15 protein-coding genes are annotated in these 14,906 nt (G+C 38.7%); 8 read left to right on the top strand and 7 right to left on the bottom strand.

The features are described 5' to 3' along the window. Positions 1-4 precede the first annotated feature (4 nt). Both dnaK and HDE70_RS14220 read left to right on the top strand, forming a co-directional pair. Complete coding sequence (dnaK, locus tag HDE70_RS14225) at positions 5-1,861, top strand: molecular chaperone DnaK (RefSeq protein ID WP_183891039.1); 1,857 nt, start codon at positions 5-7, stop codon at positions 1,859-1,861. Positions 1,862-1,908: 47 nt separating this feature from the next. Further along, on the top strand, positions 1,909-2,865 hold the full coding sequence (locus HDE70_RS14220; RefSeq protein ID WP_221270739.1) for a zinc dependent phospholipase C family protein: 957 nt from the start codon (positions 1,909-1,911) through the stop codon (positions 2,863-2,865). On the opposite strand, the gene HDE70_RS14215 is transcribed toward HDE70_RS14220, so the two are convergent. From HDE70_RS14215 to gldF, 4 genes are all read right to left on the bottom strand, one after another. Continuing rightward, on the bottom strand, positions 2,862-3,521 hold the full coding sequence (locus HDE70_RS14215) for a VTT domain-containing protein (RefSeq protein ID WP_183869498.1): 660 nt from the start codon (positions 3,519-3,521) through the stop codon (positions 2,862-2,864). The two genes, HDE70_RS14220 and HDE70_RS14215, sit on opposite strands and share 4 nt — an antisense overlap. A gap of 76 nt (positions 3,522-3,597) precedes the next feature. After that, on the bottom strand, positions 3,598-4,722 hold the full coding sequence (gene dnaN / locus HDE70_RS14210; RefSeq protein ID WP_183891038.1) for a DNA polymerase III subunit beta: 1,125 nt from the start codon (positions 4,720-4,722) through the stop codon (positions 3,598-3,600). A 34-nt stretch (positions 4,723-4,756) separates the two neighbouring features. Then, positions 4,757-6,430, bottom strand: coding sequence for a gliding motility-associated ABC transporter substrate-binding protein GldG (gene gldG, locus HDE70_RS14205; RefSeq protein ID WP_183891037.1), 1,674 nt, complete (start codon positions 6,428-6,430; stop codon positions 4,757-4,759). After that, positions 6,424-7,152: a gliding motility-associated ABC transporter permease subunit GldF gene (gene gldF, locus HDE70_RS14200; RefSeq protein ID WP_183891036.1), complete on the bottom strand. Its 729-nt coding sequence runs from the start codon at positions 7,150-7,152 to the stop codon at positions 6,424-6,426. Before gldF ends, gldG begins: the two co-directional genes overlap by 7 nt. On the opposite strand from gldF, the gene HDE70_RS27310 reads away from it, so the two are divergent. Both HDE70_RS27310 and HDE70_RS14195 read left to right on the top strand, forming a co-directional pair. Then, a complete protein-coding gene (locus HDE70_RS27310) occupies positions 7,151-7,282 on the top strand; it encodes a hypothetical protein (protein ID WP_260160658.1) in 132 nt (43 codons plus the stop codon). The two genes, gldF and HDE70_RS27310, sit on opposite strands and share 2 nt — an antisense overlap. Further along, on the top strand, positions 7,266-7,871 hold the full coding sequence (locus HDE70_RS14195; protein ID WP_183891035.1) for a YdeI/OmpD-associated family protein: 606 nt from the start codon (positions 7,266-7,268) through the stop codon (positions 7,869-7,871). The genes HDE70_RS27310 and HDE70_RS14195 overlap by 17 nt, the downstream gene beginning before the upstream one ends. Positions 7,872-7,956: 85 nt before the next feature. On the opposite strand, the gene HDE70_RS14190 is transcribed toward HDE70_RS14195, so the two are convergent. The 3 genes from HDE70_RS14190 to HDE70_RS14180 form a co-directional block, all read right to left on the bottom strand. Then, positions 7,957-8,511, bottom strand: coding sequence for a hypothetical protein (locus HDE70_RS14190; protein ID WP_183869502.1), 555 nt, complete (start codon positions 8,509-8,511; stop codon positions 7,957-7,959). A 205-nt stretch (positions 8,512-8,716) separates the two neighbouring features. Beyond that, entirely contained in the window at positions 8,717-9,271 is a 555-nt protein-coding gene (locus HDE70_RS14185) for an outer membrane beta-barrel protein (protein ID WP_183869503.1), read from the bottom strand. A 90-nt stretch (positions 9,272-9,361) separates the two neighbouring features. Beyond that, a complete protein-coding gene (locus tag HDE70_RS14180) occupies positions 9,362-10,069 on the bottom strand; it encodes an ATP-binding cassette domain-containing protein (protein ID WP_183891034.1) in 708 nt (235 codons plus the stop codon). A gap of 108 nt (positions 10,070-10,177) precedes the next feature. Here HDE70_RS14180 and HDE70_RS14175 point away from each other — a divergent pair, with 108 nt between their 5' ends. The 4 genes from HDE70_RS14175 (at position 10,178) to HDE70_RS14160 (ending at position 14,905) form a co-directional block, all read left to right on the top strand. Beyond that, entirely contained in the window at positions 10,178-11,659 is a 1,482-nt protein-coding gene (locus HDE70_RS14175) for a glycine--tRNA ligase (protein ID WP_183869505.1), read from the top strand. A gap of 137 nt (positions 11,660-11,796) precedes the next feature. Continuing rightward, complete coding sequence (locus HDE70_RS14170; protein ID WP_183869506.1) at positions 11,797-12,486, top strand: CAP domain-containing protein; 690 nt, start codon at positions 11,797-11,799, stop codon at positions 12,484-12,486. Positions 12,487-12,555: 69 nt separating this feature from the next. Then, positions 12,556-13,035 (top strand): GtrA family protein, encoded by a 480-nt coding sequence (locus tag HDE70_RS14165; RefSeq protein ID WP_183869507.1) that lies wholly within the window; start codon positions 12,556-12,558, stop codon positions 13,033-13,035. An 85-nt stretch (positions 13,036-13,120) separates the two neighbouring features. Beyond that, positions 13,121-14,905, top strand: a complete 1,785-nt coding sequence (locus tag HDE70_RS14160; RefSeq protein ID WP_183891033.1) for an aromatic amino acid hydroxylase — start codon at positions 13,121-13,123, stop codon at positions 14,903-14,905. The last annotated feature ends 1 nt before the right edge of the window (position 14,906 follow it).

The following is a 14,906-nucleotide window of genomic DNA, read 5'->3' as shown; positions in this document are numbered from 1 at the left end:
GATTATGGCAAAGATATCCATCAACCTGGCAACAGGTTCTTTACAAAAAGAAGAAATCATTGTGGGAATTGATTTAGGGACAACCAATAGTCTGGTGGCCTTTATTGACCCGGACAAAAACCCTAAAGTTATAAATGACACCGGAAAAGGGCTGTTAGTCCCTTCTATTGTCCATTTTAATGCAGCAGGAGATACCTTGGTGGGTAATGGAGCAAAAGAATTTCTGATCACTGACCCGGCCAACACTATATTTTCGGTTAAACGTTTGTTGGGCCGGTCTTATAAAGACATCGCCGGTCATCAGGATACCTTCTCTTACAAACTGATAGATGAAGGCAACGATTCCCTGGTTAAAATACAGGCCGGAGATAAATTCTACACCCCTATTGAGTTATCAGCAGAGATATTAAAAGAACTGAAAGCCAGAGCAGAACATGCTTTAAAAACACCTGTTAACCGCGCTGTAATTACTGTTCCTGCATATTTCAATGATAGTCAGCGACAAGCAACCAGAGATGCAGGCCGTTTAGCCGGATTAGATGTTTTAAGAATTGTCAATGAGCCTACCGCAGCCAGTTTAGCTTATGGAATAGGCCTTGATCCTACTGAACAGAAAACGATTGCAGTTTATGATTTAGGTGGCGGAACATTTGATGTTTCTATTCTTGCGATTCAGAACGGCATATTTGAAGTATTAGCGACCAATGGAAACACTTTCCTTGGCGGAGATGACTTTGACCGCGCTATTGTTCACTACTGGATAGAGAAAAATAAGCTCGATGCAACTGTATTGTCCGAAGATCCGGGGTTAATGCAAACCCTTCGTTTAAAAGCCGAAGAAGCAAAAAAAGCACTCAGCACCCAAAATCTGTTCAATGAGAAATCCGGAGACATCTGGTATACTCTTGATAGAAATACATTCGAGCAACTGATCGAAGAAAAAGTTAAAGAGACGTTAAATTCTTGTCAGCAAGCGTTGAAAGATGCCAAACTAAACATTACTGCTATTGACGAAGTGGTTATGGTAGGCGGATCTACCCGTACACCTTATGTAAAAGCGCAGGTTGCCGCATTCTTTGGCCGTCAGCCGCACGATCAGATCAATCCTGATGAAGTAGTAGCCTTAGGTGCAGCGATACAAGCAGACATCCTTGCTGGTAACCGTTCAGACATTCTGTTACTGGATGTTACCCCACTTTCTCTGGGAATTGAGACCATGGGTGGTTTAATGGATGTGATTATCGCCAGAAACGCGAAAGTTCCAACCAAAGCAGGTCGTCAGTATACGACTTCAATAGATGGTCAGGTGAATATGAAAATCTCTGTTTACCAGGGAGAGCGTGATCTGGTTAAAGAAAACAGGAAGTTAGCCGAATTCGATTTAAAAGGTATTCCATCGATGCCAGCAGGAATGCCTAAAGTAGATATTAATTTCATCCTGAATGCCGATGGTATATTAACCGTTCAGGCGGTTGAATTACGTTCTGGCGTGAAACAGGAAATAGATATTACCCCAAGTTATGGTCTTACGGATGATACTGTCGAAAAAATGCTGATTGACAGTATTACCCATGCGGAAAGTGATGTAGCACAAAGAATGCTGATTGAAGCCCGCGGCGAAGGAGAACAACTGGTTTATACCGCAGAACGTTTTATTGATAAAAACGGTTTTGTATTAACTGTGGAAGAATTGGAAAACACTAAACTATATATCACTGCTTTAAGAGAAGCTTTGACCGAAGGCAATAAAGATACAATCCTTAAGAAGGCGGACGAACTGAATGAATTTACCCGTCCATTCGCAGAGCGGTTAATGGACATCGCAGTTTCTAAAGCTATGAAGGGGAAAACAATCGATTAAAAAGATTCATTACCACAATACCTCAGAATAGCATTAAATTTACGAAAATGAAAAGACCTTTCATTTTCGTATTTTTTTTAGCGCTCACCCTGCTCACCAGTTCCTGGGGCTTTTTTGCACATATGCGGATTAACCGGCTCGCCGTATTTACGCTTCCTGCCGGAATGAACAGATTTTACAAATCCAATATACAATATCTTTCGGATCATGCCGTAGATGCAGATAAAAGACGCTATGCCGATACCGCCGAAGCACCCCGGCATTACCTTGATATAGAAGCTTATGAGGTGGAAACCGATAGTATCCCAAGGAAATGGAATGATGCCGTTAAAAAGTATGGACTGCAAAAACTAGCTAAAAATGGCACATTACCCTGGCAGATCCAGCGTACCTATTATCAATTGGTCAAAGCATTTAAAGAAAAGGATTCTTTGAAAATACTGTCTCATTCTGCCTATTTAGGACATTATATCTCGGATGCACATGTCCCTTTACACACCACCGAAAACCATAACGGACAGTTGACTAACCAATATGGCATCCATGCTTTCTGGGAAAGCCGTTTACCAGAATTATTCTCTGAAAAATATAGTTTTTTAGTGGGCGGAGCCTTATATATTGATGATCCTTTAAAAGAAACCTGGAAAATCATTACCCATACCCATCAGCTCGTTGATAGTGTTCTATGGATCGAAGCGCGTTTAAATCGTAGTTTCCCAGCCTACCGGAAATACAGCTATTCCAAAAGAAATAAACAGGTGATGAAACAATATGCTTTTGAATATGCAGAGGCTTATCATACCCATATGAATCACATGGTTGCCAGGCAAATGCGGGCATCCATTTTAACTACGGGTTCTTTTTGGTATTCGGCATGGATTGATGCCGGACAGCCAAAGCTCGAAAAGATGATTAAAGTACCGCCTGATGCGGCAACAGAGAAGGAAATAAAGGAGCTGAACCTGAAGTTCAGCTCCGGAAAAATTATTGGCAGAGAGAATTAGCTCTCTATAATATCTTTAGGTTTGAATCTTGATTTGACTGCTGCAAAAATTACAGGGGCAAATGTAACTACGGCGATGAACAGAATTACGATAGAGAAGTTATCTCTGACAATCGGAATCTGTCCCAGTAAAAATCCTGCAAAAAGTAAACTTGCAATCCATCCTATTCCTCCAATGATATTGTAATAAGTAAATCTGCCAAATGGCATTTTCGCTACACCAGCAACAAAAGGAGCTATAGTTCTGAAAATTGGAAGGAAACGGCTAAAAATTATCGCTTTACCACCATGTTTTTCAAAGAACATATGTGATTTATTATAATATTCCAGCTTTAAGATTTTATTTCCTTCCTTGAAGACCTTTACCCCAAAGAAACTACCCAGACGATAGTTTAAACTGTTACCCAATATAGCTGCAATAGCGAGGATAAGAAACATAATCCAGATATCCAGACCAGTGTTGCCTTTAGCAATCAACGCTCCTACTGCGAACAACATAGAATCACCAGGTAAAAATGGAGTCACTACAAATCCGGTTTCGGCAAAAATAATTAGGAATAAAATAAGATAGGTCCAGGTCTGGTAATTGCTTACCAGCTTAACCAATTCTACATCTGTGTGCAGAATAAACTGTATCAGCTGATTGATGATGTCCATAGTGTATCATAGCAAACGTCATTATAGCGTGTTTATTTTCGCATATAATGACGTTCAGATAAGTTAGTATATAAAATTAATTATAGTTGTTCAGCATAACTGGCATAACCAGCATAAGGACATCTTCGTTTTCGTCATTGGTCTGAGGGATCAATAAGCCAGCACGGTTAGGTGTAGAAAGTTCTAAAGTCACTTCTTCACCAGAAAGATTGCTTAACATTTCGATCAGGAAACGTGCATTAAAGCCAATTTCAAGGTCTTCACCTTCATATTGACAGCTTAAACGTTCATGCGCTTCATTTGCAAAGTCAAGATCTTCAGAAGAGATATTTAATTCACTACCGTTGATTTTTAACCTTACCTGGTGTGTTGTTTTATTTGCGAAAATAACTACACGGCGTAAAGTGTTCAGGAATAAAGCCCTGTCAATAATTAATTTATTAGGATTGTTGGCAGGGATTACTGCTTCATAGTCAGGGTAACGCTCATCGATTAAACGGCATACCAGGTTAATATTCTCAAATTTGAAGAATGCGCTGGTTGCGTTATAATCAACTGATACATTAATATCTGTTGAAGGTAAAGCTGCTTTTAATAAGGTCAGTGCTTTTTTAGGCAGAATGAACGAAGCTGTTTTATCTGCTTTGCTGTCCATACGTCTGTATCTTACCAATTTGTGTGCATCAGTAGCTACAAAAGTGATAAACTGATCAGATAACTGGCAAAAAACACCTGTCATTGCCGGACGCAGTTCGTCATTACTCACTGCAAAAATAGTTTTGATAATTGCTTCTGTTAAAACTGAAGCTGGCAAGTTTACCGAAGAAGCATTTTCCACTACTGGAATTTTAGGGAAATCATCTCCATTTTCTCCGCTCAGTTTGTACTTTCCGTCACCTGCACTAATTTCAATAGAAAATGTAGCATCATCAATATTGAAAGAAATTGGTTGATCAGGAAGTGTTTTCAAAGTATCTAATAAGATTCTTGAAGGTACAGCAACTTTTCCGCCCTCTTTTGATTCAACAGGTAAAGAAGTAGTCATACTGGTCTGCAAATCTGTGGCAGAAATAGTTAAACTTCCGTCTTTAATCTCGAAAAGGAAATTTTCCAGTATCGGCAAAACAGTACTGCTGCTTGAAGCACCATTAACCGTTTGTAAATGTTTTAATAGCGTTGATGTGGATACAATAAATCTCATAATATGATTATGTCAGTTCTCAAAAATATAAAAATTACCTTGCATACTTATACTTGCGGTAATAATGTTGAAAAATTGCGAACGATATTAACAGTAATAATGGCAATATAAGATTAATAAATTGCCATTTAGTTTTTGATTGTCTAAGTAACTGTTTATCCAGTAGCCTGACCTTTACCTCTTTATTCCTGATTTCAATTAAATTATCATCACTTGACAAATAATCTGCAACATTTAGCAGAAAAGCCTTGTTTCCAAAATTCCGCTGCGTGTACCTGTCAAAACCAAGCGGAAAAACAGAACCATCTCTGCCGCTTACCTGGTTCAGGAAAATATCACCATCACCAATCACAATCATTTTAGTCTTTTTACTTTGCGCAGTACCACCGTAATTTTCCGTAATCCCCGCAGGAACAGCCCGGTTTAAAAATACCGAAGGAAATACACCCTCCAATAATATCGCTGCATTTTGCGGGGGGTTGGAATATAATTTCTGGTCCGGTGCTTCAGCAACAATTCCCAAAGACAAAAGTTTAGGCGTATTGTAAGTAATATGGTAAGGGGAAGTACGAAGAATTGCTGTTTTATGAATTCCCTTTACACCAATCGTATCAACCGTACTTAAGAATTCTGTTTTTATCCCATCAATATTCCTAACCATATTGTTCAATGTATCCGGAACTAATACCGGATAATATATCCAGGGAGCCATTTGAATATCACGTCCTGCCCCCCCATTCATCGCAATAGGAATTTCTGCACAATTTAAGTCAGCAACCAGGTTATAATTTACCCTTGCTCCATACATAAACAGCATATCATCCAGATTCAGCTTATTATTAAAAGCAAGCTGCTCCCCTTTGCCTTGTAAACTATCCAGACTGGCACTCACCTGATCTATACTCCAGACCACACTGCCCCCATTCATTACAAAATAATTGATCTTATATTTTACCGCTTCCGAAAGCTCGTGCTGAGGTTTAGTAACGAAAAGAATTTTAAGTTTGTCCAGCCCCTGCTTACTAATCTGATTCAAATCTACCCGCCCTACTTCATAACTATCAGATAAGGCTTTCATTGCGTCACTTAAATACAGGTCTGATGGTTCGCCATTTCCTTCTGTAAATCCTATCCGTGGATTCTCTCCTGTACTTACCTTTTTAATTGCTGAAGTGAATACATATTCCAGATTTTGAATAGAGTTATTGATATTATCCTCATAGTTACCTCCAGCATCAAGATTCTGAAGTAACCGCACTGGAATTTGTCTTTCCCCCGCTTGCACAATAGCCATCGGGAATACCATTTTCTGTGTAAAGCCCGCATCTTTTTTGATATTCAGATTTGTAGGTTCAATACCTATATTATAGAGCTGATGTAAAACGGTGTCTTGTTCTTCTGCTGGTAATCCACCAATCGGATCAGTAAACACAACTTTGATCTTTACCGAAGAATTTGCTTTATAGTCATTCAGTAAATCTGCGGTAGCATGTTGTAAACGTTTAAAAGCGGCAGGCAGTTCTCCATCTAAAAAGACGGTAATGGTAATTTGCTGCTGTGCCTTATTTAAAACTGCTCTGGATTTTGGATTTAAGGTGAATCGTTTCTCCTTCGTAAAATCAAAACGCGTATAAAAGTAGTTCGCCAGGATGTTTAATAACACAAGCAAAACAGCGAAAAGTATTATTTTAATTTTCTTATTTACCATTTTCTACCTCCGATCACTATCCGGGTTATACCAAGAAAGACAAGAATAAAAGTGATAAAATAGACGACATCACGCGTATCGAGCACTCCTCTGCTCATTGATTGAAAGTGCATATTGATACTTAACCAGCCAAATACATCTTCCAATACAGTAGAAGCGAAAATCTTGCCGAGTGAATCAAAACCACTATAAGCAATAAATGATAATAACACAGCGAATGCAAAAGCAATTACCTGATTTTTGGTTACCGACGAAGAGAAAATACCAATAGCTGCAAAAGCTGCACCAAGCAATAACAGGCCGATATAAGAACCTGCGACTGCGCCACCGTCAATATTACCTTTGGGCAGCCCCAGTTGCACGATGGAATAATAATATAATAAGGTTGGGATCAACGCAAATAAAACCAGCGTCAGGCAGGCAAAATATTTAGCGAGGATAATTTGCCAGTCAGTTAGCGGTCTGCTGGCCAGCAAGACATAAGTACCCTCTCTGCGCTCTTCTGCGAAGGAACGCATAGTGATTGCAGGAATGAGAAACATAAATAGAAATGGGGTCAGGCTGAAAAAGCCATTCAATTCAGCATAGCCATATTCAAGAATAGAAGTATCCGGAAAAAACCATAATAGCAGGCCGGAAACTAACAGGAATACACCGATGGTGATGTAAGCCATTAATGAATTTAATAAACTGAATAATTCGCGTTTAAATACTGCGTACATGAAAAATGATAATGATGCCGAAGTTAGTAAATATCGGGGGAATGGAAAACAGATTACATTTTTGCCTAAATTAGTATCAGTTGACCGTTGTTTTCTATTAAAGCATACAGACCATGGGAAAATCAGATAATCGCATCGATCTATACATTGATCATGCAGCTATTTTTGCACAGCCGATATTAAATCACCTCAGGATGCTTGTACATGAGGCTTGTCCGGAAATTATAGAAAAGATAAAATGGGGCTGCCCTCATTTCGATTATAAAGGCCCGGTATGTCATATGGCTGCTTTCAAAAATCACTGTGCTTTTGGATTTTGGAAAGGGGCTTTGCTCCCGGATCTGCATCACCTTGTCGGCGAAGATAAAGCACATGCAATGGGACATCTGGGGAAGCTCGAATCGGTAGAAGACCTGCCTGGTGATGATGTGCTGATCACTTATATACAAAACGCAGTGATTCTGAATAAAGAGGGAATTAAGTTACCTAAAAAGGATGCTGCTCCTAAAACAGAGTTATTAGTTCCTGATGACTTTATTGAAAGATTGGTCGCAGCAGATGCTGGAGTTAATTTCGAGAAGTTCAGTACTTCAAAAAGAAAAGAGTACCTGGATTGGTTTAACGAAGCTAAAACTGAAGCAACAAGGAATAAAAGAATGGATACAGCGATAGAATGGATTGCGGAAGGTAAATCCAGGAACTGGAAATATGAGCGGTAAATAGAAAAGCGTCCTAAAATAAATTTAAGACGCTTTCCTTATATTAAGTATCAGGATATAATATCTTGTCTTATAATCCTGAGAATTAAAGACCGAAGTTATAAGCTACTCTAAGACCAAAAAAACCAACCGAACCGTTTTTCGACCATCCTTCATATTTCGCACTCAAATCAATTGCATTTTTATTGCCCACTGGTAATTCAAAACCAATACTTGGTGAATAGGCAAAAGCAGTTCCTCCACCTTCTCCAGTAAAGAAAGCAGCACCTATTTCACCACCTGCATAAAAGTTATTAGAAATAAAATATCTTGCACCTACTTTTACAGGGACTATTCCTTCATTAGGAACATCAGTCTGATCAACGTAAAATCCATTATTATTAAGAGCAAGATACTGTACGTTGCTTTTACCAAATAAGTTAAGATAACCAGCAGAAGCTGTAAAGTTCAATTTTTTCGCAATTGGAGTCTGGAACAAAAGAGATCCTCCAACACCAAACTTGTAAGCATCGCTTAAGTTACCCATCGGAATAGCGAAATCAGCTCCAACTCCTAACGTTGGACCTTTAACATTTTGAGCAGAAACATTAGAAAATGCGAAAACTCCGGCAATAGCCGTTAATAGAAATAATCTTTTCATAATTTTTATTTAACCGTTTAGATATTAAAACGTCTGCAAGATTAAATAAAAAATAAATACAACGCAATTAAAATTAACCAAAATTAATTTAAAATTTCATTATAATAGTTTTCCAGTTTATCAGAACATAAAAAAACGCCTTAAATTAAATTTAAGGCGTTTTAAATATCAGGTTCTTTTTATAAACCTCGTCCAGTAATCCTAATTAAATACCGAAGTTAAATGCTAGTCTTAAACCAACGAAACTTTTAACTGGTACAATTAGTGAATTGTCTTTTCTATCACCTGACCATCCTTCGTAACGTGCACCTAATTCGATAGTTGATTTGTCAGCAACCGGGAATTCAACACCAAGTCCTGGAGAATATACAAATGAAGTTCTTGAACCATCACTAGTTCCAATTGCCGCACCTAATTCACCACCTACATAGAAATTCTCAGCTAAGAAGTATCTTAATCCTGCTTTTAACGGAATTGCATTGTACTTAGGGTACTTCAGATTTCCAACAATCTCTTTACCAGTGAAATTCAAATATCCTGCACTACCTGTAAAATTCAGACTTTGGGCAATCGGAGTTTGAAACTGCAATGAACCACCAAATCCTAATTTATACAGATCGTTTGTGCCACCTGTAGGCAAAGCAAAATCAACACCAATACCTAATTTCTGACCTGACATTGCAGGGTCTTTTTTCTGAGCTGAAACGTTTGAGACTGCAAAAATTCCTGCTATAGCTGTTAGTAAAAATAACCTTTTCATGATTTCTAATTTAAGTTAGCGGATATAATCCTGACAGGGATTAAACAAAAAGTCTGCCAAACCTAAATAAGTTTCGTAAAAAATTAACTATCAAACAGTTAACAGTCTGAACAATTCCTCCAAAGAGTCAGTTTTATGTTGGTTTTTCAGCTCAATTAATGAGGAATCTGCTACAATTTTTCCTTTATTGATAATGACTACCTGTTCACAAAGTGCCTCTACTTCCTGCATAATGTGTGTGGAAAGGACTACAGTCTTATCCCTGCCCAGATTTTTGATCAGTTCGCGGATATCAGTCAATTGATTGGGGTCCAGACCAGTAGTAGGCTCATCCAGAATTAACAGCTGAGGATCATGAATGATGGCCTGTGCTAATCCTACACGCTGTTTATAGCCCTTACTCAGCATTGAAATCTTTTTGTGCTGCTCCTCTCCCAGTCCTACTCTTTCAATAACTTCTCTTACTTTAAGTTCAGTTTGAGACAACTGATAAGTATTCGCTACAAAAGTCAGAAACTCGCGTACATACATGTCTGTATATAAAGGTGTGTTTTCTGGTAAATAACCAAGAATACGGCGCATTTCCAGGCTTTGAAGCTGCGAATCAAAACCACCCAAAATGGATTTGCCAGAAGTTGGTTTTAAATAACCCGTCAGCATTCGCATTGTGGTAGACTTACCAGCACCATTCGGCCCTAGAAAACCAAGTATTTTACCCGGCGATGCCTGGAAACTAATACTGTCTACTGCTTTTTGCTGACCGTATATTTTGGACAGTCCTTCTACCTTTATACTCAATGGGCTAATTTTAATTGTGATTGATAGCTGATAACTATCAATTCAAAAGTAATAATTCGTATTTAATATAAGGTAAAATTACCCTCCAAATTCTATATTTGCAGTATTATGGCCAAAACGAATAACGACGAACAATTTAAAAATGTGATCTCCCACGCCAAGGAATATGGTTTCGTATTTCAAAGCAGCGAAATTTATGATGGCTTAAGTGCCGTTTATGATTATGGTCAGTTAGGTGCTGAACTAAAAAACAACATCAAAACATATTGGTGGAAATCCATGGTTCAGATGCATGAAAACATTGTAGGAATCGATTCTGCAATTTTTATGCACCCGAAAGTATGGAAAGCCAGTGGTCACGTAGATGGATTCAGTGATCCAATGATCGATAACAAAGATTCGAATAAACGTTACCGTGCAGACCAGTTACTAGAAGATAAAATTACCCGTTATGAAAAAGACGGTAAAACAGATAAAGCAGCAAAATTACAAGCTGATATGGATGAAGCTTTAAAAGCTGAAAACCTGCCGCAACTTAAAGTGCTGATTGAAGAACATGAAATTGCCTGTCCTGTAAGCGGAACAAAAAACTGGACTGATGTACGTCAGTTTAACCTGATGTTCAGTACACAATTTGGTGCAATGGCCGAAGGTGCTGAAGAAGTCTATTTACGTCCTGAAACTGCACAGGGCATTTTTGTAAACTTCCTGAATGTTCAAAAATCAGGAAGGATGAAAATCCCTTTTGGTATTGCTCAAATCGGTAAAGCCTTCAGAAATGAGGTGATTGCACGCCAGTTTATCATGCGTATGCGTGAATTTGAACAAATGGAAATGCAGTTCTTTGTGCGTCCGGGTGAAGAAATGAAATGGTTTGAATACTGGAAAGAAGCACGTCTGAAATGGCATACTGCTTTAGGTACAGATCCTGCTAAATACAAATACCATGATCACGCTAAACTTGCACACTATGCAAATGCAGCTACTGATATTGAATTTGAATTCCCATTTGGATTTAAAGAGGTTGAAGGTATCCACAGCCGTACAGATTTCGATTTAACGCAGCATCAGGAGTTTTCTGGTAAGAAAATGCAATATTTCGACAATGACCTGAATGAAGACGGTAAACCATATGGTAATTATATTCCATACGTAATTGAGACTTCAATCGGTTTAGACCGTATGTTCTTATTGACTATGATCGGTGCTTTTGAAGAACAGGATCTGAGCGAAGGTGAAAAAACTGATAGCCGCATCGTGCTTCACTTACACCCCTGTCTTGCGCCAATTAAAGCAGCTATCTTACCATTAACTAAAAAAGATGGTTTACCAGAGAAAGCGAAAACGATCATGGATAATCTGAAACTGGATTACAATGTCGTTTACGAAGAAAAAGATTCAATCGGAAAACGTTACCGCAGACAAGATGCGATCGGTACACCTTTCTGTATCACTATTGATCACCAGACACTGGAAGATGACACAGTAACTATTCGTCACCGCGATAGTATGGAACAGCAAAGAATTGACATCAAACATCTTGAAGAATTAATTGCAAATAAAGTAAGCTGGAGAAACCTGTTGAGATAACCTTAACAAGATTACAGCATTGATTATAAGGGCCTGCTTTACAAAAGCAGGCCTTTTTATTTTCCCATTGCTCTAAACTGGTTTCATTATTGTTAGTCGTAGATAATTAAATTCATCTTCCTGACGTTTACCTTAACATGAAATTCATCCCTATAGCATTCCTTCTATTTTTTTTTAGCACAAATGCTATAAAAGCGCAGTCCTCTGCCAAAACCTGGACACCCGAAGAACTCGAAAATGCGAATACCGCTAAAAACACGAGTTACCTCAATGACGAAGAGAAGAAGATTATCTTTTATATGAACCTGGCACGCACTGACGGACAGAAGTTTTTCAACACTTATTTCCAGGATTTCGTAGAAGCCTACAATGTAGACATGCAGCAATACAGGAACTATGATGACCTGAAAGTCAATCGTAAGGACAAATACTACAGAGGTCTGGAAAAGGATCTGAAAACGGTTAAAGGCTTAACCTTATTCAGCCCCGATGAAACTTTGACCTGGATTTCACAACAACATGCCAAAGACATGAAAAAGCATAACCTTGCCGGACATAATTCCAGTGACGGAAGATCTGTATCAGACCGGATCTGGAAATATTATCCAGGAAGGGCTGTTTCAGAAAACCTTGCTTTCGGTTTCTCTAAAGGACTTGCTAATGTCTGTATGTTATTACTTGATAAGAATGTTCCGGATCTTGGCCACCGGAAAACAATTTTAGGGACAAGTTATAACTTAAGCCTCGTTGGCGTCAATATCAGTACTCACCCGGGCTATAAATATTGTGCTGTAATTGACTTTATTTCCGAGCCTGCAACCCGTTAATATGGACTGTTATTTTCGATATCGGATATCAATTCATAAATTGCCGCCATTATACATTTCTAACCCCACATGCGTAAAGCCGTACTCAGATTTATAGACTTTTTTTATCCTCCTTTTTCACGTTGGGTATCTCCTCACACTTTCAGATACATTATTTCTGGTGGGACAACTGCTGCAACAGGGATTATCGTTTATTATATAGTCTATAACTTCATTCTTCATCAGCAACACGTAGACCTGCCATTTCCTCCGGGAATGATTACAGCCCCTGTTGCTGCGCTGATTATCGAGTCTGTTATCACTTTTATCATCGGGTTTTCCCTGAATAAATACCTGGTATTCACACAATCACAATTAAAAGGGCGGGTTCAGCTATTCCGCTACGGTACCGTTGTAGCGACAAATATCCTGCTCAATTTTGCCATGCTGAAATTACTGGTAGAAACCTTTCACCTTTATCCAACCGTCGCCAAAATTATCTGTACAGTCATTCTTGCTGTATTCAGCTATTTCAGCCAAAAACACTTTTCTTTCAAGGTAAAAAAATAAATCATTTAGAAGTAAAAGGGTTACGGTTTTCTTGATAAATCGTATGGTCAACCTTATCTTTAGACAAATACAAATATAAAAGGCAATGAGCGATTTTAATGACTTTAACAACCCCCGCGTAGCACAGCTTCCGAAACATCTTAGGCAATTTATCGTAGATCAGAACTATGCTAAATATACGCCTGTTGATCAGGCAGTCTGGCGTTACGTAATGCGTCAGAATTACAGTTATTTAAAAGATGTTGCTTATTACCCATATATCAAAGGTTTACAGCGCGCGGGATTAAGCATTGAATATATCCCGGATTTACAAACGATGAATGATAACCTTGGCAAATTAGGCTGGGGTGCAGTCACTGTGGATGGATTTATTCCACCTGCGGCATTTATGGAGTATCAGGCATACCATGTACTGGTTATTGCAGCAGATATCCGCCAGATTAACCATATTGAATATACACCAGCCCCGGATATCATCCATGAATCGGCTGGTCACGCACCTATTATTGCAGATGCTGATTACAATAGCTACCTGAGTTATATCGGTTCTATTGGTGCCAAGGCCATGTTCTCGGCAAAAGATTTCGAATTATACGAAGCTATCCGTGCTTTATCGATTTTGAAAGAAGCAGTAGACGTACCTGAATTTGAGATTACAAAAGCTGAAGAACAGTTACAGGAGATCTCAGCGAATATGGGCGAACCTTCAGAAATGGCTTTATTAAGCAGGTTACACTGGTGGACTGTAGAATATGGATTGATTGGCAGCCTGACTGATCCTAAAATATATGGTGCAGGCCTGCTTTCTTCGATTGGGGAAAGTTCAAGCTGTATGACAGCAAACGTTAAAAAACTCCCTTATACGATAGATACGCTAAACTATTCGTACGATATTACTAAAACACAGCCACAGCTTTTTGTCACAGAAACCTTTCAAAACCTGATTGATGTACTGGAACAATTTGCCAACACGATGGCCTTTAGAAAAGGCGGTGCTGAAAGTATACGCAAAGCGATGGACTCTAAAAATCCGGCGACGGCTGTTTATAGTTCAGGTTTACAGGTAACTGGCGTATTCAGTGATATGGGACTAAATGATTCAGGAGAACTTGCTTTTATTAAAACTACAGGGCCTTCTGCACTTTCAGTCGCCAATATTCAATTGGATGGACATGGCAAAGTATACCATAAGGATGGTTTTTCATCACCGGTAGGTAAACTGAAAAACACTGCTTTACCACTGGAAAACTTTGGCAGCGAAGAGCTTTTTGCTTTTGGCATCATCGAAGGAAATACTACAGAACTGGTTTTTGAAAGCGGTATCCAGGTCAATGGAGTTGTTAAAGCTGTTTACAAACATGAAAATCAAGTGATCCTGATTGCTCTTGAAGATTGTACCGTTAAAGAGCAAAACGGAAATATACTTTTCCAGCCTGAATGGGGTACATATGATATGGCTGTAGGAAATTCAATTGTTTCTGTATTTAATGGCGCGGCCGATAAAGATGCTTACGAGGAAATCACTTATATCAGTGAGAAACAAACTGAGAAGGTTGTTTACGATGAAGCTACGAGTCAATTGCATAATATTTACAAGACAGTAAGACAGATCAGAGAAGAAGGTACTGGTGAAGAGCGCTTATCTGCATTATTTGAAAACTTAAAAACTGCTTATCCTCAGGACTGGCTTTGCGCTTTAGAGATTTTGGAAATAGCACATTATAATCAAACGGGTCACGACCTGGAACAGGAAATCAGAGTTTACCTGGAAACGAAAGCTTCCGCTGAACCACAACATCAAAAATTGATTCAGGATGGCTTACACGTCATAGAGAACCCTGTTACACAATTAATTACAGAAGAAGACTAAA

It is taken from the genome of Pedobacter cryoconitis (genome assembly GCF_014200595.1).
Classification (GTDB): Bacteria; Bacteroidota; Bacteroidia; order Sphingobacteriales; family Sphingobacteriaceae; genus Pedobacter; species Pedobacter cryoconitis_C.
This window is presented reverse-complemented; position numbering and strand designations above follow the sequence as displayed.

Bases quoted from the DNA above. Each gene is read 5' to 3' on its own strand.
- dnaK (WP_183891039.1), top strand. From the start codon at position 5: ATGGCAAAGATATCCATCAACCTGGCAACAGGTTCTTTACAAAAAGAA.
- HDE70_RS14220 (WP_221270739.1), top strand. From the start codon at position 1,909: ATGAAAAGACCTTTCATTTTCGTATTTTTTTTAGCGCTCACCCTGCTC.
- HDE70_RS14215 (WP_183869498.1), bottom strand. From the start codon at position 3,521: ATGGACATCATCAATCAGCTGATACAGTTTATTCTGCACACAGATGTA.
- dnaN (WP_183891038.1), bottom strand. From the start codon at position 4,722: ATGAGATTTATTGTATCCACATCAACGCTATTAAAACATTTACAAACG.
- gldG (WP_183891037.1), bottom strand. From the start codon at position 6,430: ATGGTAAATAAGAAAATTAAAATAATACTTTTCGCTGTTTTGCTTGTG.
- HDE70_RS27310 (WP_260160658.1), top strand. From the start codon at position 7,151: ATGAAAAATGATAATGATGCCGAAGTTAGTAAATATCGGGGGAATGGA.
- gldF (WP_183891036.1), bottom strand. From the start codon at position 7,152: ATGTACGCAGTATTTAAACGCGAATTATTCAGTTTATTAAATTCATTA.
- HDE70_RS14195 (WP_183891035.1), top strand. From the start codon at position 7,266: ATGGGAAAATCAGATAATCGCATCGATCTATACATTGATCATGCAGCT.
- HDE70_RS14190 (WP_183869502.1), bottom strand. From the start codon at position 8,511: ATGAAAAGATTATTTCTATTAACGGCTATTGCCGGAGTTTTCGCATTT.
- HDE70_RS14185 (WP_183869503.1), bottom strand. From the start codon at position 9,271: ATGAAAAGGTTATTTTTACTAACAGCTATAGCAGGAATTTTTGCAGTC.
- HDE70_RS14175 (WP_183869505.1), top strand. From the start codon at position 10,178: ATGGCCAAAACGAATAACGACGAACAATTTAAAAATGTGATCTCCCAC.
- HDE70_RS14170 (WP_183869506.1), top strand. From the start codon at position 11,797: ATGAAATTCATCCCTATAGCATTCCTTCTATTTTTTTTTAGCACAAAT.
- HDE70_RS14165 (WP_183869507.1), top strand. From the start codon at position 12,556: ATGCGTAAAGCCGTACTCAGATTTATAGACTTTTTTTATCCTCCTTTT.
- HDE70_RS14160 (WP_183891033.1), top strand. From the start codon at position 13,121: ATGAGCGATTTTAATGACTTTAACAACCCCCGCGTAGCACAGCTTCCG.